At 41.2% G+C, this 17399-nt stretch carries 16 protein-coding genes; 9 read left to right on the forward strand and 7 right to left on the reverse strand.

Annotated elements, in window-relative coordinates:
- The first annotated feature begins 53 nt into the window (after positions 1–53).
- From rimM to NML69_RS05590, 3 genes are read left to right on the forward strand one after another with little or no spacing between them, the layout of a single operon-like run.
- Positions 54–572, forward strand: coding sequence for a ribosome maturation factor RimM (gene rimM, locus NML69_RS05580; RefSeq protein ID WP_254725577.1), 519 nt, complete (start codon positions 54–56; stop codon positions 570–572).
- Entirely contained in the window at positions 562–1281 is a 720-nt protein-coding gene (trmD, locus tag NML69_RS05585) for a tRNA (guanosine(37)-N1)-methyltransferase TrmD (RefSeq protein ID WP_254725864.1), read from the forward strand. Before rimM ends, trmD begins: the two co-directional genes overlap by 11 nt.
- 11 nt (positions 1282–1292) lie before the next feature.
- Positions 1293–1631: an ATP cone domain-containing protein gene (locus tag NML69_RS05590; protein ID WP_001196045.1), complete on the forward strand. Its 339-nt coding sequence runs from the start codon at positions 1293–1295 to the stop codon at positions 1629–1631.
- Between the two features lie 27 nt (positions 1632–1658).
- Here NML69_RS05590 and NML69_RS05595 read toward each other — a convergent pair whose 3' ends face one another.
- Positions 1659–1979 (reverse strand): hypothetical protein, encoded by a 321-nt coding sequence (locus NML69_RS05595; RefSeq protein WP_061420780.1) that lies wholly within the window; start codon positions 1977–1979, stop codon positions 1659–1661.
- 103 nt (positions 1980–2082) lie between these two features.
- Between NML69_RS05595 and NML69_RS05600 the strand changes: the two genes are divergently transcribed.
- The gene (locus tag NML69_RS05600) at positions 2083–2301 is read left to right on the forward strand and encodes a YdbC family protein (protein ID WP_000807417.1); all 219 of its coding nucleotides are present in this window, start codon (positions 2083–2085) and stop codon (positions 2299–2301) included.
- 32 nt (positions 2302–2333) lie between these two features.
- On the opposite strand, the gene NML69_RS05605 is transcribed toward NML69_RS05600, so the two are convergent.
- On the reverse strand, positions 2334–2891 hold the full coding sequence (locus tag NML69_RS05605; RefSeq protein ID WP_254725578.1) for a TetR/AcrR family transcriptional regulator: 558 nt from the start codon (positions 2889–2891) through the stop codon (positions 2334–2336).
- A gap of 560 nt (positions 2892–3451) precedes the next feature.
- Here NML69_RS05605 and NML69_RS05610 point away from each other — a divergent pair.
- Positions 3452–7768, forward strand: a complete 4317-nt coding sequence (locus NML69_RS05610) for a Cna B-type domain-containing protein (RefSeq protein ID WP_254725579.1) — start codon at positions 3452–3454, stop codon at positions 7766–7768.
- Positions 7769–7854: 86 nt separating this feature from the next.
- On the opposite strand, the gene NML69_RS05615 is transcribed toward NML69_RS05610, so the two are convergent.
- Together NML69_RS05615 and gor are read right to left on the reverse strand one after the other, a co-directional pair.
- Positions 7855–8391 (reverse strand): biotin transporter BioY, encoded by a 537-nt coding sequence (locus NML69_RS05615; RefSeq protein WP_254725580.1) that lies wholly within the window; start codon positions 8389–8391, stop codon positions 7855–7857.
- 144 nt (positions 8392–8535) lie between these two features.
- Positions 8536–9882, reverse strand: coding sequence for a glutathione-disulfide reductase (gene gor, locus NML69_RS05620; RefSeq protein WP_254725581.1), 1347 nt, complete (start codon positions 9880–9882; stop codon positions 8536–8538).
- Between the two features lie 266 nt (positions 9883–10148).
- Between gor and NML69_RS05625 the strand changes: the two genes are divergently transcribed.
- The 4 genes from NML69_RS05625 to metG all read left to right on the forward strand — a co-directional run bounded on the left by NML69_RS05625 (position 10149) and on the right by metG (position 15411).
- On the forward strand, positions 10149–11333 hold the full coding sequence (locus NML69_RS05625; protein ID WP_254725582.1) for an efflux RND transporter periplasmic adaptor subunit: 1185 nt from the start codon (positions 10149–10151) through the stop codon (positions 11331–11333).
- Positions 11317–12018: an ABC transporter ATP-binding protein gene (locus NML69_RS05630; protein WP_000733788.1), complete on the forward strand. Its 702-nt coding sequence runs from the start codon at positions 11317–11319 to the stop codon at positions 12016–12018. Before NML69_RS05625 ends, NML69_RS05630 begins: the two co-directional genes overlap by 17 nt.
- Positions 12019–13278, forward strand: a complete 1260-nt coding sequence (locus NML69_RS05635; RefSeq protein WP_254725583.1) for an ABC transporter permease — start codon at positions 12019–12021, stop codon at positions 13276–13278. It begins immediately after the preceding gene.
- Between the two features lie 135 nt (positions 13279–13413).
- On the forward strand, positions 13414–15411 hold the full coding sequence (metG, locus tag NML69_RS05640) for a methionine--tRNA ligase (protein ID WP_254725584.1): 1998 nt from the start codon (positions 13414–13416) through the stop codon (positions 15409–15411).
- A gap of 16 nt (positions 15412–15427) precedes the next feature.
- Here metG and NML69_RS05645 read toward each other — a convergent pair whose 3' ends face one another.
- From NML69_RS05645 to coaA, 3 genes are all read right to left on the reverse strand, one after another.
- Positions 15428–15961: a DNA topology modulation protein gene (locus NML69_RS05645; RefSeq protein ID WP_254725585.1), complete on the reverse strand. Its 534-nt coding sequence runs from the start codon at positions 15959–15961 to the stop codon at positions 15428–15430.
- 52 nt (positions 15962–16013) lie between these two features.
- Positions 16014–16250: a 30S ribosomal protein S20 gene (gene rpsT, locus NML69_RS05650; RefSeq protein ID WP_001274000.1), complete on the reverse strand. Its 237-nt coding sequence runs from the start codon at positions 16248–16250 to the stop codon at positions 16014–16016.
- 67 nt (positions 16251–16317) lie between these two features.
- Positions 16318–17238, reverse strand: coding sequence for a type I pantothenate kinase (gene coaA, locus NML69_RS05655; protein ID WP_254725586.1), 921 nt, complete (start codon positions 17236–17238; stop codon positions 16318–16320).
- Positions 17239–17399: the final 161 nt, after the last annotated feature.

Raw genomic sequence — 17399 nt, forward strand, 5'->3', positions numbered from 1 at the left:
GAAAATCCTTGGAACGTGATAAAATAAGGATAGAAATAGATACAGGAGACAAGATGAACTACTTTAATGTTGGAAAAATCGTTAATACGCAGGGTTTACAGGGTGAGATGCGAGTCTTGTCTGTGACGGATTTTGCTGAGGAACGGTTTAAAAAAGGGGCAGAGCTGGCTTTATTTGATGAAAAAGATCAGTTTGTCCAAACAGTGACCATCGCAAGTCATCGTAAGCATAAGAACTTTGACATTATCAAATTCAAAGACATGTACCATATCAATGCGATTGAAAAGTACAAGGGCTATAGTCTCAAGGTCGCTGAGGAAGATTTGAACGATTTAGATGATGGTGAATTCTACTATCACGAGATTATCGGTTTGGATGTTTACGAGGGAGATAACTTGGTTGGAACCATCAAGGAAATTCTGCAACCAGGCGCCAATGATGTCTGGGTGGTCAAGCGAAAAGGCAAGCGAGATTTGCTTTTACCTTACATTCCGCCAGTAGTTCTCAATGTTGATATTCCAAACAAGCGGGTCGGAGTGGAAATCTTAGAAGGGTTAGATGATGAAGATTGATATTTTAACCCTCTTTCCGGAGATGTTTTCTCCGCTGGAGCACTCGATTGTTGGAAAGGCTCGAGAAAAAGGGCTCTTGGATATCCAGTACCATAATTTCAGAGAATACGCTGAAAAAGCCCGTCACGTCGACGATGAACCTTACGGAGGCGGTCAGGGGATGTTGCTAAGGGCTCAACCCATTTTCGATGCCTTTGATGCTATTGAAAAGAAAAATCCCCGTGTCATTCTTCTTGATCCTGCTGGAAAACAGTTCGATCAATCTTACGCTGAGGATTTGGCTCAGGAAGAGGAACTGATCTTTATCTGTGGTCACTATGAAGGGTATGACGAGCGTATCAAAACCTTGGTAACCGATGAAATTTCTCTAGGAGATTATGTTTTGACTGGTGGTGAATTGGCAGCCATGACTATGATTGATGCGACCGTGCGCTTGATTCCAGAAGTGATTGGTAAGGAGTCTAGTCACCAGGATGATAGCTTCTCTTCGGGACTTCTCGAATATCCTCAGTATACTCGCCCTTATGACTATCGAGGCATGGTCGTGCCAGATGTGCTCATGAGTGGGCACCATGAAAAGATTCGCCAGTGGCGACTGTATGAGAGTCTAAAGAAAACCTACGAGCGCAGACCTGACCTGCTAGAAAACTATCAACTAACAGCAGAGGAAGAAAAGATGCTGGCTGAAATCAAAGAAAACAAAGAATAAAGGAGAACCTTATGCAAGTAATCAAACGTAATGGAGAAATTGCTGAATTTGATCCAGATAAAATTTACCAAGCTGTCCTAAAAGCAGCTCAAACAGTTTATGTTTTGACCGATGACTTACGTCAAAACTTAGCTCAAGTTACTAAAAAAGTCGTTTTGGACTTGGAAGAAGCAAAAGTAGAACGTGCGACTATCAGTATGATCCAGTCAATGGTTGAGCACCGCTTACTTGGAGCTGGCTACATTACCATTGCAGAACACTATATCTCTTATCGCTTGCAACGCGATTTGGAGAGAAGTGGCTATGGTGACCATATCGCAGTTCATCTTCATTTTGAACAAATCCGTTAAGAAAAAGAGTGGGATGCAATAAACATCTCACTCTTTCTTAAATAGACTTTTCTGAGCTTTTTGTACAGTTGAGGGAACGAAACGAAGTCGCTTAATGTCACTGATACGAATGATTCGGGTCACGTTTTTTGAAAAATTTTTGACGATAATTTGTTGGCGATTAGCATCGTGTTTGACAATATCACCCGTAAAACTTGTCTCAGCAAGTATCACATGAACAGCCGTCTTTTTATGGATGGCTTGTTCAATCATAGCAGTGAGGGAGTTGTCCTCGATTTGAGGATGATCATCATTCCCATTGAGAAAACCATGTAGTTTACCTAGAACTAGTTTGAATGTCTGTCTCATAGAATCCTCCCTTCTTATATATCCACATTATATAAAATTTTCCTAAAAACCACAAGATTTTTACGAATAGACTATAGAAAGCATATCACATAAAGGAGTTAAAATGGCAGAATTTACATTTGAAATCGAAGAACACTTGCTCACCTTGTCTGAAAATGACAAAGGATGGACAAAAGAACTAAATAGAGTCAGCTTTAATGGAGCACCTGCAAAGTTTGACATTCGCGCTTGGAGCCCAGACCATACCAAAATGGGGAAAGGAATCACGCTTTCCAATGAAGAATTTCAGGTAATGGTCGATGCCTTTAAAGGGCAACAATAAAAAGAATCTTGAGTGCAACTCAAGATTCTTTTTTAGGACACAATATAGTCACAGAGAGAAGTCTTAGATAATTGAATGAAAGTCTCTCTATACTCTTCAGGGGGGATTGGATTATCTTTACGAATCCAGACTTCAATGAAAGAGATTGCCATAGTCGTAATGATATAAGCGATGTCTTCTTTGCTAAAATTATATTTCAGTTGGTAATTGACATTCTTGAGTACCCACTCAGAGTATGTCCCACGCAGAAACTCCTTCCAACAAGTGTCGGCTTGAGAATTGTACAAGGTACCGATGACTTCTCGCTTTTCATAGATGAGAGGAAGAACGCGGTCCGCTAAGAGAGTGATGGGATCGCCATCTCTTTCAGAACAGTAGTTGTTAAAAATATTGAAGATTTGTTGATCGGTCTCCTTGTGGATATAATCGATAATATCTTCAAAGTTATTAAAGTGCTTTTGATAAATCGCTTGGCGGGAAATACCAGCTTCTGCAGCAATCTCAGTCATGGTAAAAGAAGTTCGCTGAGGGTTTCTCCTTGCAAGAGTGATAAAAGCATCTAAGATTAACTCTCTAGTTTTGTTTGCCATAACTTTACCTTCCTATCTATTAATATTAAAAATACTAGATTTAGTATTACCCAAGCTTTCCCTTTAGCATAAATAAACTGAATAGATGATTATTTGAAAGCCTCTATAAGACTATTATATCATAGATTTATTAGAAATAACAGATTGTTACAAGGAGGCATTACTTTTTGCAAACTCCTATTATGTCAGTATTTTCAGATAATTCTTAGGAAAGTCATTTTTTATATGGTGTTATGGAATAATATATCAAAATACTTGACAATGTGTAAATAAATAATTTTATAGGTGAAAAGATTTTAATAAAAATATTCAAAGATATGTAGTATAATAGTCGTGGATGATATTTTGCTATATTTCCATCTGACCAAGAGTAATGATACTCCTGCTAAAGATTGAATTGAATAAATATTTCGAAATACTATAATAGTGTACTCGTTTTTCAAAGCAAGTGTTACAAGTATATTATCGTGTAACAAATCATGCGATTGAAAGGGGTGTTGCCTACTGGGAGAAGAAGATGCACTATTCAATCAATTTCAATCATTTAGAAAGGAAAAATCATGAAATTTAAAAAATTGTGGTTGTATATTTTGACACCACTCTTAGTTTTGCTTGGCTCGGTTTCTTTAATGAATCCAGTACAGGCGCAAGATTTGACAGATAAGGTCACATTGTCAAATGTTGAAATACGAAATTCGGGGTCTGGTACAGCTGACGAAACTTTTTGGCATTCTAAGGGACAAAAAGAGGTACGAGCTCTCTATTATGGGGAGTACAGTTTTCCCAATTTAGGAGCAGGAGAGATAAAGAATGGTGATTATTTCACCGTAAAAGCTCCAGATGGTCTAGATTTAGTTGACGCTACATTTGAATTAAAGGATAGTGTAAGTGGAGAGGTACTAGGACAAGTTACAGCAAGTAGTGCTACGAAGACAATAACCTTTACATTTAATGAAAAAGCTGAAGATAAGCAAGATATTAGAGGGACATTTAATGCTACTTCAATACTAAAAACAACTGGAGAAGTGAATAAAGTCACGTATCGTTTACCTGGGGGTAAAGAACAAACAATAACCTTTAAACCATCTGGTAGTGATAGCCAAGATGTCCCAGTTGAAGGCGAAATTGGTTATAAGGGTGGATGGACAAATTCTGATACGGACCATCTAGCCTGGTGGATGCGAATCAATCGTGCTGGCGAAGATTTAACTGGAAAAGTTGTCAAGATAAATGATAGCATTGACACCAGTAAGGGGTCATTAGCAACTTATCTTGTGGATAGTTTTAAGTTTTTTGAAGCAGAATATAAAACAAAAGACACTAGCAACGCAGATGTTGTTTCCTCTGGTCATCAATATAAGGTTACGACAGATCCAGCGGTTTATCAAGCAAATCCAGATGATACAGCACTATTAACCCTCAAAAATGGTGGTACTTCATTTGAACTTTTATTGCCAACCAATACAGGGACCAAAACTTTACGTTTAGAGTATAGTACGACTACTCCTGCAGATGGAACGGAAGTTGTTAACAGTGCAGGGATAACTTATGATGGTGTCCCTCAGAAAAGTTGGAAATCTTGGGATGGAAAAGACACTGGTAGCACAACTATGAAATCAGGTGTCAAATCCGTTAAAGGAGCTGGTGCAACTGTTACAGCGGATCTTGCTGGTAAAATTAAAATCACCAAGTATGACGAAGCGGATGCTACTGTGAAGTTAAGTGGCGTTGTCTTTGAAATTCTTAAGAAGAGTGATAGAACGAAAGTTGCTGAAATTACGACAGATGAACATGGCGTTGCCCTTTCTCCAGTTCTCTCAGAAGGTCAATACATTGTAAAAGAAAAAGCACCTAAGTCAGGTTATATTGCAAATAGTCAAGAGTTTGAAGTAGAGATGAAAAAAGAGGGTGTTCCTCTAAACATCTCCAACAAACGTGAGACAGTTGACTTTGAAGCTACTAAGACTTGGGTAGGTGGAAAAGCCTCAGATTATAAGAAAGTTAAGCTCGGTTTGTATGTCCATAAAGAAGGACAGACTATTGAGGACTCTAAACCTGTTTCTGGTAGCTATACTCCAGAAGTGACAGAATCCAATGGTGTTTATACTTACAAATGGGCGAAACAACTTCCTAAGTATGATGTTGATGGAACAAAATTAATCTACTCTGTTCGTGAGCTTCAAGATACTACTGAACTTCCTTTGAAAGAAGGAGAGAAAGTCGCATCTAACGATCATAACTACATCGTCTCTTACAATGCAGACAAGACACAAGTAACCAATACTTATGAGGTTCCAAAAACAAAAGTAACTGCGAATAAAGTCTGGACTGGTGGAACAGATAGTGTTCGTCCAAGTCTCTTCTTTAAATTGTATCGTACTCTAGAAGGTGGTACTGAAGAAGCAGTTACAGATGCTGACCAAAAAGAAGTACCTAAGACAGACGGTGCTGTAGAATGGTCAGATCTTCCTGCGACCGATCAAAATGGTGTGACATATACCTACAGTGTTAAAGAGGTTGATAAAGGTGGAAATCCAGTTACTACAGTTGATGGCTATACCTCTGAACAAACAGCAGAATTAACTGTTACCAATAAGTATGCAGTAAAACCAACTTCAGCTTCTCTTGAAGTGACTAAGAAGTTGACTGGACGTGAGTTGAAAGCTGATGAATTTGAGTTCACTTTGACAGACCAGGCTGGTAATGTTGAAACAGCGAAGAATGATGCCAACGGCAAAGTTAAGTTTAAAGAGTTGACCTTCAATGAAGCAGGCACTTATACTTATAAGATTGCTGAAAAAGCGGGTACTGCTACAGGTATCCAGTACGATACTAAAACCATCACAGCTACAGTAACTGTAGCGGACAATGGTAAAGGTGTCCTTGAAGCAACCGTTGCTTATGACGGCGAAAAAGCATTCGAGAATACTTACACACCAGCGGGAGCTACAAGTGTCACTCTTGGAGCTAAGAAAGTTCTTGAAGGTAAGAATCTTGAAGCAGGCAAATACAGCTTTGAATTGAAGAAAGAAGACGGTAGTGTTGTCGAAACAGTGACAAACGCTGCCGACGGAACTGTGACCTTCTCACCAATCTCATATGATGAGAGCCAAGTGGGAACTCACCAGTACACTATCTCAGAAGTTGCTGGAACTGAAGCAGGAATCACTTATGATAAGACAGTTCAAGAAGTTGAAGTAACGGTTGAAAAAGTAAGTGCGACTGAATTGAAAGCAACGGCTTCAAAAGAAGCAAAAGACCTAGTCTTCACAAACAAATACACTCCAGCGAAAACTTCAGTTTCTGTGAAGAAAGCATGGGATGATAAGGACAACCAAGATGGTAAACGTCCATCTTCTGTCACAGTTAAATTGCTTGCGGATGGTCAAGATACTGGTAAGACACTTGAACTCAATGCCGCAAACGGTTGGACTGGAAGCTTCACAAACCTTGATGCTGATAAAGGTGGCACACCTATTAAGTACACTGTAGTAGAAGTAACTGTTGATGGTTACACTCCTAAGGTTACAGGTGACGCTGCATCAGGGTTCACTATCACAAATAGTTATTCTCCAGAAACAGTTGTTGTAAAAGCAACTAAGAACTGGGATGACGCGAATAACCAAGACGGCAAACGTCCAACTAAGATTACAATCAATCTTTTAGCAGATGGTCAGAAAGTCGCATCGAAAGAAGTTCAAGCTGCCGCAGACGGAACTTGGACTGCTACATTCGAAAAATTAGCAAAATATAAAGCTGGTAAAGAAATCACATACACTGTAACAGAAGAAGCCGTAGCAGAATACGAATCAACTATTACAGACTTTACCATCACAAACAAATATGCTCCTAAAGAAATTGACTACAAGGTAACAAAAGTATGGAACGACGCGAACAACCAAGACGGCAAACGTCCTGAGTCCGTAACGGTTCAACTTTATAAAAAAGTAGGAGATGCAGATCCAGTAGCTGTTGAAGGTAAGAAATTGACCTTGACAGCTAAGGATAAGACAGACGCTAACACTTGGGTAGCATCCTTCACAAATCTTCCACAATACGAAGCTGGTAAAGAAATCACTTACTCTATCAAGGAAGTAGACGTACCAGCTGGTTATGAAGCCTCTGTGACTGGTCAGGTCGTGACAAACACTCACACACCAGAAACAGTCGTTCTTTCAGGAACTAAGGTTTGGAAAGATAACAACAACCAAGACGGCAAACGTGCAGATAAAGTGAAAGTTCAAATTCTTAACGGCGACAAAGTTGTTCAAGAAATTGAAGTTTCAGAAGCAACTGGTTGGAAGTTCGAATCAAAAGCACTTCCTAAGTATGAAAATGGTCAAGAAATCAAGTACACTGTCAAAGAAGTAGCTGTGAAAGACTATACCTCAACAGTTACTACGGACAAAGGTAAGTACACAGTTACCAATACACATGCTCCAGAGAAAACATCTGTAAAAGGTCATAAGATATGGAAAGATGAAGAGAACAAAGACGGTATCCGTCCAGCATCTATCACAGTGAAACTTCTTGCCGATGGTCAAGACACTGGTAAGACTGCGGTAGCCTCAGAAGCAACTGGTTGGACTTATGAGTTCACAGACCTTGATCGTTATAAAGACGGCCAAGCAATCGAATACTCTGTAGTAGAAGTTCCAGTTGAAGGTTATTCATCTAAAGTAGAAGGCTTCAATATCACAAATACACACACTCCTGAAAAACCAACACCAGGTAAACCAAATGAACCAGGAAAACCAGGTCCAAAACCTCAACTTCCTAACACTGGTGAAAAAGCATCTAACGCAGCAGTAGTTGCAGGACTTGCTTTGATGGCAGTGACTGGTGGATTGTACTTTGTAAGCCGTAAAAATAAATAATCTCTAAAAGAGAGTTAATTTTCAGTTAGTTCTTAGAAAGTAATTGGAAAGGAAATAGTCCAGAACAATTGTTCTGGACTATTCTTTTATCTTGAAAAATATGGAAGGCCTTTCAATCGTTCGAGTAGGGGACGACTAATGAAACTAATGGCAATAATCTTACCAAGATCAGGGAGGATAAAGGGAAGGACACCGACAGCTAGTGCCTGATCAAATGGCATACCAGCTAGGAAGTGGAGGCTGAGAATGCCTCCGACAAAGACGAGGGAGTCACCCAAGAGGTTGGCTAGGAAAATGCGAATGTAGCCACTATTTTGATGGATGAGATAAGATGTAAGTCCAGCATAGACAAGGTCGAACCAAAGATAACCTGCACTTGGGCCGACTAAAACGTGAAATCCAGCTCCTCCCCCTGCAAAAACAGGTAAACCAATGGCACCCAGCAGGAGATAGAGAGCTACAGATAGGACGGCTTCCCTAGGTCTAAAAACAGTAGCAATCAGACCGATCGCAAAGTTTTGCAAAGTGAAAGGTACAGGACCGATAGGGAGACTGATTTGTGCCAATACGGCGATGAGAGCAGCACCGATAGCAGGGATAGCATAGATATGAGCTTTTTTCAAAACTGTTAACCTCTTTTCAAAAATATAGTAACTATTATACTAATTTAGAAAGAAAAGTCAACCTATTTTTTAATTAAGGGTAACATTTTTTGTAACGGCCGATTTTGCAAGTAAAAAGAGACCACATGTGGTCTCTTTCGGCAATTAGCGCATGGTTACAAATTCTTCTGAGGCAGTTGGGTGGATAGCTACTGTAGCATCAAAGTCTGCCTTGGTAGCTCCCATCTTGATGGCAACAGCGAATCCTTGAATCATCTCATCCACTCCGTAACCAAGTCCGTGAAGTCCAACAACTTTTTCGTCAGCACCGGCGGTGATGAGTTTGAAGCGAGATTCTTGACGATGGCTTGTAACGGCAGAGTACATGGATGCAAAGCTTGACTTGTAGACTTTGATGTTATCTTGGCCGTATTCTTTGATAGCTTGATCCTCAGTTAAACCAACTGTTCCGATTGCTGGGTGGGAGAAGACAACAGTAGGGATAGTCGTGTAGTCCATCTTGGCATTTGTTTTCCCGTTGAAGAGGCGTTCAGATAGGGTACGTCCTGCCTTGATGGCTACTGGGGTTAGTTCCTTCTCACCAGTAACGTCTCCAAGAGCATAGATGCCATCTACAACTGTATTTTGGTATTCATCTACTTGGATAAATCCACGTTGGTTGAGTGTGACGCCAGCCTTTTCTAACTCCAGACCGTCTACATTTGGACGGCGACCGGTAGCCCAGATAACTTGGCTGGCAGTGTGACTAGAACCGTCTTCGAAATAAATGGTAATACCTTGCTCCGTTTCTTCGAGCTTGACGGGTACCTTATGTGTGTGTAAAGGTAGACCTGTTTTTTCCATTTCATTGATAAGTCCTTCAACGATGTAGCTGTCAAAAGTGCGCAAGGGACGATCGCGACGGACAAACAAATCCGTTTTTACTCCTAGCGCGTGGAGAACACCTGCTAATTCAACGGCGATATAGCCAGCTCCAAGAATCGCAACGGATTCAGGAAGTTGCTCCCAAGCGAAGACGTCGCCTGAGCTACCACCGAGTTCAGCTCCAGGAATAATTGGGATGCTAGGACGAGCGCCAGTCGCAATCACGATATGCTTGGCACGAATCAATTCACCATTGACGCTGACTGTGTGGGAATCAACGAAATGAGCACGACCTTCAATCAAATCAACCCCGTTGCGCTTGAAACTACCATCATAAGACGAGCGGGCACGATTGATGTAGGCTTCACGGTTTTGACGAAGTTTTGCGAAATCAAATTGAACATCTGAACTTGTAAAACCATAGTCAGGGCCGTAGTGGTGGAAGCTTTCAGCGATTTGCGCTCCATACCACATGATTTTTTTAGGAACACAGCCAACGTTGACACAAGTTCCACCTAATTTTTTCTCTTCAATAACAGCTGCTTTAGCACCGTGTTCACCAGCGCGGTTCATAGTGGCGATACCGCCGCTTCCTCCACCGATGGCGATGATATCATATTCTCTCATTGAAAACTCCTTATAGCTTTGATAGTCATATTCTATCGTTTTTACTATTTGAATGCAAAAATCTGCTACGGTAAAAAAATTATAAAAACGCTTGCCAAATTCAAAAAGATATTGTATTATATATCTAGCACAATAACCCAATAAACGAATACCGAACGAAATAATGATCCTGAATTGTCAATGTTTCCATCTGAACTGTCATTGTTTGGACTTGGTGTTTCTGATATAATGGTTTTTGTAAGGCAAAAGAATAAAGGAGTTTAAATATGAAAAGAAATAAGAAGGCGAAAAAATGGCAATTATACACAGCGATTGGTGTTGCCAGTGCTATTGTTATCGGTGCTGCGGGGATTTTGATTTTTAGACAACCTTCCCAGTCAGCAGTCAGGGAGGAAACCTCTCATATCGTTACTGCTAAGGAAGGTTCTGTTGCTTCATCGGTTCTCTTGTCAGGCACGGTTACAGCAAAAAATGAACAATACGTTTATTTTGATGCTAGTAAGGGAGATTTAGATGAAATTCTCGTTTCGGTTGGAGACAAGGTCGAAGAAGGGCAAGCTTTGGTCAAATACAGCAGTGCAGATGCTCAAGCTGCCTATGATGCAGCCGATCGTGCAGTTGCAAAGGCAGACCGTCATATCGAGGAGTTAAATAAGGCTCGTGAAAATGCATCAGCTGCACCAGCTTCCCCACAAGTTCCAACAGAAGCTGGACTTCCAGAGCAAGCACCAGCCGCAACTTCTTCCGTATCCTCTATCGACTCTCAAATCAGTGATGCCAAGGATAACCGTGCAGATGCTGTGGCTCAGCTCAACAAGGCTCAAGCACAGCTAGATGCCGCAACTGTCCTCAGTACACTAGAAGGGACTGTAGTTGAAGTCAATCGTAATGTTTCTAAATCGCCAACAGGTAATAGTCAAGTTGTAGTACATGTCGTAAGTAATGAAAACTTGCAGGTCAAAGGGGAGTTGTCTGAATACAACCTTGCTAACCTTTCTGTTGGGCAAGAAGTTACCTTTACTTCGAAGGTTTACCAAGATAAGAGCTGGACTGGAAAAATCAGCTATATTTCTGATTATCCTAAAAACAATGGAGAAGCAGCAAATGCAGCCCTTGGAGGAAATACTGGATCTAAGTACCCTTATACTGTTGATGTGACTAGCGATATCGGTGAGTTGAAACAAGGCTTCTCTGTTAGTGTGGAAGTCAAAAACAAAAGTAAAGCCATCCTTGTTCCTTTGACAAGTGTCGTTACCGAAAATGACAAAAACTATGTTTGGACCGTTGACGACCAGAAAAAAGCGAAGAAGGTAGAAGTTACTTTGGGGAATGCGGACGCAGACAACCAAGAAATTACTTCAGGTTTGACAGACGGTGCCAAGGTCATCAGTAATCCAACATCTTCCTTGGAAGAAGGAAAAGAGGTGAAGGCTGATGAAGAAACTAATTAGTCTCAAAAATATCTGCAGGAGTTATCGAAATGGTGACCAAGAACTGCAGGTCCTTAAAAATATCAATCTAGAAGTTCATGAAGGTGAGTTTGTTGCCATTATGGGACCATCTGGTTCTGGTAAGTCTACGTTGATGAATACCATCGGAATGTTGGATACACCAACCAGTGGAGAGTACTACCTTGAAGGTCAAGAAGTGGCAGGTCTTGGAGAGAAACAACTGGCCAAGGTCCGCAATCAGCAAATCGGCTTTGTCTTTCAGCAGTTCTTTCTCTTGTCCAAACTCAATGCACTTCAAAATGTCGAATTGCCCTTGATTTACGCTGGTGTTTCGGCTTCAAAACGTCGGAAATTGGCGGAGGAATTTTTGGAAAAGGTTGAGCTGACGGAGCGCAGTCATCATTTGCCGTCTGAGTTATCAGGTGGTCAAAAGCAACGTGTAGCGATTGCGCGTGCCTTGGTAAATAATCCCTCTATCATCTTAGCGGACGAACCTACAGGAGCCTTGGATACCAAGACAGGAAATCAAATTATGCAGCTGTTGGTGGAGTTAAACAAGGAAGGGAAAACCATTATCATGGTCACGCATGAGCCAGAGATTGCTGCCTATGCCAAACGCCAAATTGTCATTCGTGATGGTGTCATCTCGTCTGACAGTGCTCAGGTAGAAAAGGAGGAAAACTAGATGCAGAATCTGAAATTTGCCTTTTCATCCATCATGGCCCACAAGATGCGTTCCTTCCTGACTATGATTGGGATTATCATCGGAGTTTCGTCTGTCGTTGTCATCATGGCTCTGGGAGACTCCATGTCTCGTCAGGTCAATAAAAACATGACCAAATCACAGAAGGATATCCATGTCTTTTTCTCACCTATCAAGAGCAAGGATGGCTCCTTTACGCAGAAACAATCCGCTTTGACAGTCAGCGGGAAAGAAGAGGATGTTCATGTTGAACCACCAAAACCACTAGAATCCTGGGTCAAGGAAGCTGCCAAACTCAAAGGAGTAGACAGTTACTATGTCACCAACTCGACCAACGTTACCTTATCTTATAAGGATAAGAAGGTTGAACGAGCGACTCTGACAGGCGGAAATAGCACCTACATGAACGCAGTTGAAAATGAAATCGTTGCGGGTAGAAGTCTAAGACCGCAAGACTATAAGGAATTTGCCAGTGTGATTTTGCTGGATGAAGAACTAGCCAAGAGTTTGTTTGATAGTCCAGAAGCTGCGGTTAATCAAATCATTTCTGTTAATGAATTTAGTTACCGTGTGATTGGTGTTTATACTAGCAATGAAGCTAAAACTGCGAAAGCCTTTGGGATTGGTGGTCTTCCAATTACGACTAATATCTCTCTCGCAGCCAATTTTAATACTGATGAAATCTCGAACATCGTCTTTCGTGTCAATGATACTAGTCTAACGCAGACCTTGGGACCAGAGTTGGCTCGAAAATTGACTGAGATTGCTGGTCTTCAGCAAGGGGAGTACCAAGTTGCGGATGCAACTGCCGCCTTCCAAGAGGTACAACAACTATTTGGTTTTATGACCACCATTATCAGTGCCATCGCAGGAATCTCTCTCTTTGTCGGGGGAACTGGTGTTATGAATATCATGCTGGTTTCGGTGACAGAACGCACGCGTGAGATTGGTCTGCGAAAAGCGCTCGGAGCTACACGGGCTAATATCTTGGTTCAGTTTTTGATTGAATCCATGATTTTGACCTTGCTAGGTGGTGTCATCGGTCTTGGGATTGCTGCTGGAATGACTATGTTAGCTGGAGTACTGCTTCAAAACATGATTGCAGGTATTGAAGTTGGTGTTTCCCTCCCAATCGCTCTCTTTAGCTTGGCTGTGTCAGCCAGTGTTGGGATGGTTTTCGGAGTCTTGCCAGCCAATAAAGCGTCTAAGCTTGATCCGATTGAAGCCCTTCGTTATGAATAAGATATAGAACAGAAAAAACAAGATGGATATTTGTCTGTCTTGTTTTTGTATGGAATTTCCTATCGAAAATCACTAAAAATATGATATAATGAAGTGTTAGAAAAACAGGTTTCATTTGCCTGGAAAGGAAAAATTATGTCTGAAAAGAATTTTTATATTACAACGCCGATTTACTATCCATCTGGTAAACTTCATATCGGTTCTGCCTACACAACCATCGCTTGTGATGTCCTAGCTCGCTACAAACGCCTCATGGGCTACGATGTCTTTTATCTGACAGGTCTTGACGAGCATGGTCAGAAAATCCAGCAAAAAGCGGAAGAAGCTGGTATCACACCTCAAGCTTATGTTGATGGGATGGCGGTTGGCGTCAAAGAACTCTGGAAATTACTCGATATCTCATACGATAAATTTATCCGTACAACGGATGATTACCATGAAAAAGTAGTGGCTCAGGTCTTTGAACGCTTGCTTGCTCAAGATGATATCTACTTGGGCGAATATTCTGGTTGGTATTCAGTATCAGATGAGGAATTCTTTACAGAAAACCAGCTTGCAGAAGTTTTCCGTGACGAAGCTGGAAATGTAACGGGCGGTATTGCTCCATCAGGTCACGAAGTGGAATGGGTTTCTGAAGAGTCTTACTTCCTTCGCCTCAGCAAATACCAAGACCGTTTGGTTGAATTTTTCAAATCGCACCCTGACTTTATCACTCCAGATGGCCGTCTCAATGAAATGTTGAAAAACTTCATTGAGCCAGGTTTAGAAGATTTGGCGGTTTCTCGTACAACTTTTACCTGGGGCGTGCCAGTCCCATCAAATCCAAAACACGTTGTCTATGTTTGGATTGATGCCCTTCTTAACTATGCGACTGCTCTTGGTTACGGGCAAGACGATCATGCTAACTACGACAAGTTCTGGAATGGAACGGTCTTCCACATGGTAGGGAAAGACATCCTTCGTTTCCACTCTATCTACTGGCCAATTCTTCTCATGATGTTGGATATGAAATTGCCTGACCGCTTGATTGCTCATGGTTGGTTTGTCATGAAAGACGGTAAGATGTCTAAGTCTAAAGGGAATGTCGTTTACCCTGAAATGTTAGTAGAACGTTATGGACTGGATCCACTCCGTTACTACCTCATGCGTAGCCTTCCAGTCGGTTCAGATGGAACCTTTACTCCAGAAGACTATGTAGGTCGTATCAACTATGAATTGGCCAATGACCTTGGAAACCTCCTCAACCGTACGGTTTCCATGATTAACAAGTACTTTGATGGGCAAATTCCAGCCTATGTAGAAGGTGTGACTGAATTTGACAATGCTCTTGCTCAAGTAGCAGAGCAATCAATTGCTGATTACCATACACACATGGATGCAGTTGACTACCCACGTGCTTTAGAAGCAGTCTGGACGCTTATCTCTCGCACTAACAAATACATTGATGAGACAGCTCCATGGGTCTTGGCTAAGGATGAAGCTCTTCGCGACCAATTGGCAAGTGTCATGAGCCACTTGGCAGCCAGCCTTCGTGTTGTAGCTCACATGATTGAGCCATTTATGATGGAAACTAGTCGTGCGGTCATGACTCAACTTGGCTTGGAAGAAGTGGCGAGCCTTGAAAAGTTGAGCTTGGCTGATTTCCCTGCTGGTGTGACTGTTGTTGCCAAAGGAACACCAATCTTCCCACGTTTGGATATGGAAGAAGAAATCTCCTATATCAAAGAACAAATGGAAGGCAACAAGCCAGCAGTCGAAAAAGAATGGAATCCAGATGAAGTCGAACTCAAACTAAACAAGGAAGAAATCAAATTTGAAGACTTCGATAAGGTTGAAATCCGTGTCGCAGAAGTCAAAGAAGTGTCTAAAGTGGAAGGTTCTGACAAGTTGCTCCAATTCCGCCTCGATGCTGGTGATGGCGAAGATCGTCAAATCCTCTCAGGAATTGCAAAATACTATCCAAATGAGCAAGAATTGGTCGGCAAGAAGGTCCAAATCGTTGCCAACCTCAAACCTCGCAAGATGATGAAAAAATACGTCAGCCAAGGAATGATCCTCTCAGCTGAACATGATGGCAAATTAACCCTTCTCACAGTTGATCCAGCTGTACCAAACGGAAGTGTGATTGGCTAATAGCAAAAAACCAACGTTAGGCACGTTGGTTTTTCTTGTTATGTACGAGATTTTCTAAGAAGTGGTCCATCTCCTTTTGCGACCTAAGGACAATTACTTTCTCAGGGTAGGTTTCTTGAACCCGTTGATAGCGTTCTTTAGCATTCTTTGTCCGCCCATCCCAGAGAATCCATCGGATAAAATCCCAGTCAAAGCGTTCAGGACAGCCTGCTGCCATACTTTCTCTGACCTTGCCTCGGTATGTGAGATACCGTTTAAAGGCTCGAAAGAGACAAGTCCATGGGGAAAAGTTGAGAAAGATGATTTGGTTAGCTTCCTGCATTCTTTCTTCATAGCAACACCAAGAGTAGTTGCCGTCGATGACCCAAGCTTCGTGCTTTGTGAGAAAGTTTTTCATTTCGGTCAACATCCATTCACGGTCACTGTCTTGCCAACCAGGTTGAAATTGGAGTGTGTCCATATGCAGTTTGGGGATGGAGTAGTAGTTTGACAACTTTTCAGCTAGAGTTGACTTGCCAGCTCCAGAATATCCTATGATTGCGATTTTCATTTTCTACCTTTTCTGATTAGAGGACAAAAAAACAGCCTCTATGGACTGTTTCTTATTTAGCAAGTTTAGCTGAAAGACGAGCTTTATCGCGGCTTGCTTTGTTTTTATGAATCAAACCTTTAGTTTCTGCTTTGTCGATAGCTGAGCTAGCAGCACGGAAAAGTTCTTCAGAAGGGTTTGCTTCGAAAGCTTTGATAGCAGTACGCATAGCTGATTTTTGAGCTGAGTTTTTTTCGTTTTGTTTAACGTTCAATTCAGCGCGTTTGATAGCTGATTTAATGTTTGCCAATGTTCTTACCTCCATATTTACTAACTATACCATTATATATGAAAACTTAGGTTTTGACAAGGGGAAATTATTTTTTTAGGTAAATTTCATCGATTTCATGGTTTTTAGTCTTGTGGAGAATGACCTCGGCACGATTCCTTGTTGGTTCGATATAGTTTTGTAGATTTGTAAGATTAATACTGGTCCAAACCTGGTGTGCAAAGGCTTCAACTTCTCCAATTGGCATTTGCGTAAAACGGTGGTAGTAGCTGTTGGGATCATTTTGGGCAAAGCTGAGCAGTTTTAAGAAACGATCCAGATACCAACTTTCAATGTCTTCGACAGCAGCATCCACATAGATGGAGAAATCAAAGAAATCAGTGATGTAAAGGCGCTCATTTTGAGGATTTTGAAAGACATTAATCCCCTCGACAATGACAAAATCAGCAGCTTTGACACGTTGTTTCTCTCCAGGAACGATGTCATACACTTCATGAGAATAGACAGGAATATCGACATCTTGCCCATTCTTTAGGCGATCAAGAAAATTCAGCAAGGCTTCCATATCATAGCTTTCAGGAAAACCTTTGCGATTTAAGATATCCTGGTCCATCAAAGTTTGATTGGGATAGAGAAAGCCATCAGTTGTTACCAATTCTACAGTAGCATCCGGGAGAGTACGTGATAGAAGAATCTGAAGTAAGCGACTAGTGGTTGATTTCCCCACAGCAACACTACCAGAAACCCCAATGATAAAAGGCTGCGATTTACTTTCACGTTGGAGAAAAATTCCTTTTGAAAATGCCAAATCATCCATAGTGCGCTTGTAAATATGGATAAGATGGACAAGGGGAAGATAGACGTCCGTTACGTCCTGCAAACTAATCTGGTCATTGAAACTCTTGATGGATTCTAACTCTTCCTCTGTCAAGGGAGGGGTTGTTTTGCGATGCAATGATTGCCAAGTCTGGCGGCTGATTTTTTCAAAATGTAAAAATTCGTTGGTCATTTGTTTTCCCCTAGATATTTTGTTTATCATACCATAAAAAGCTAAAAAGATAAAGCGGTTTCTTGATGGTAGTAAGTCAATATCGTATAATAGAGGTAGATGGAGGTTGAATAATTTAATGATGAGATAGGGAATGGTTTCTGAAGACTTATCAGTTATTA

The organism is Streptococcus sp. CF8-6 (genome assembly GCF_024295845.1).
Classification (GTDB): Bacteria; Bacillota; Bacilli; order Lactobacillales; family Streptococcaceae; genus Streptococcus; species Streptococcus oralis_BO.

Bases quoted from the DNA above. Each gene is read 5' to 3' on its own strand.
- rimM (WP_254725577.1), top strand. From the start codon at position 54: ATGAACTACTTTAATGTTGGAAAAATCGTTAATACGCAGGGTTTACAG.
- trmD (WP_254725864.1), top strand. From the start codon at position 562: ATGAAGATTGATATTTTAACCCTCTTTCCGGAGATGTTTTCTCCGCTG.
- NML69_RS05590 (WP_001196045.1), top strand. From the start codon at position 1,293: ATGCAAGTAATCAAACGTAATGGAGAAATTGCTGAATTTGATCCAGAT.
- NML69_RS05595 (WP_061420780.1), bottom strand. From the start codon at position 1,979: ATGAGACAGACATTCAAACTAGTTCTAGGTAAACTACATGGTTTTCTC.
- NML69_RS05600 (WP_000807417.1), top strand. From the start codon at position 2,083: ATGGCAGAATTTACATTTGAAATCGAAGAACACTTGCTCACCTTGTCT.
- NML69_RS05605 (WP_254725578.1), bottom strand. From the start codon at position 2,891: ATGGCAAACAAAACTAGAGAGTTAATCTTAGATGCTTTTATCACTCTT.
- NML69_RS05610 (WP_254725579.1), top strand. From the start codon at position 3,452: ATGAAATTTAAAAAATTGTGGTTGTATATTTTGACACCACTCTTAGTT.
- gor (WP_254725581.1), bottom strand. From the start codon at position 9,882: ATGAGAGAATATGATATCATCGCCATCGGTGGAGGAAGCGGCGGTATC.
- NML69_RS05625 (WP_254725582.1), top strand. From the start codon at position 10,149: ATGAAAAGAAATAAGAAGGCGAAAAAATGGCAATTATACACAGCGATT.
- NML69_RS05630 (WP_000733788.1), top strand. From the start codon at position 11,317: ATGAAGAAACTAATTAGTCTCAAAAATATCTGCAGGAGTTATCGAAAT.
- NML69_RS05635 (WP_254725583.1), top strand. From the start codon at position 12,019: ATGCAGAATCTGAAATTTGCCTTTTCATCCATCATGGCCCACAAGATG.
- metG (WP_254725584.1), top strand. From the start codon at position 13,414: ATGTCTGAAAAGAATTTTTATATTACAACGCCGATTTACTATCCATCT.
- NML69_RS05645 (WP_254725585.1), bottom strand. From the start codon at position 15,961: ATGAAAATCGCAATCATAGGATATTCTGGAGCTGGCAAGTCAACTCTA.
- coaA (WP_254725586.1), bottom strand. From the start codon at position 17,238: ATGACCAACGAATTTTTACATTTTGAAAAAATCAGCCGCCAGACTTGG.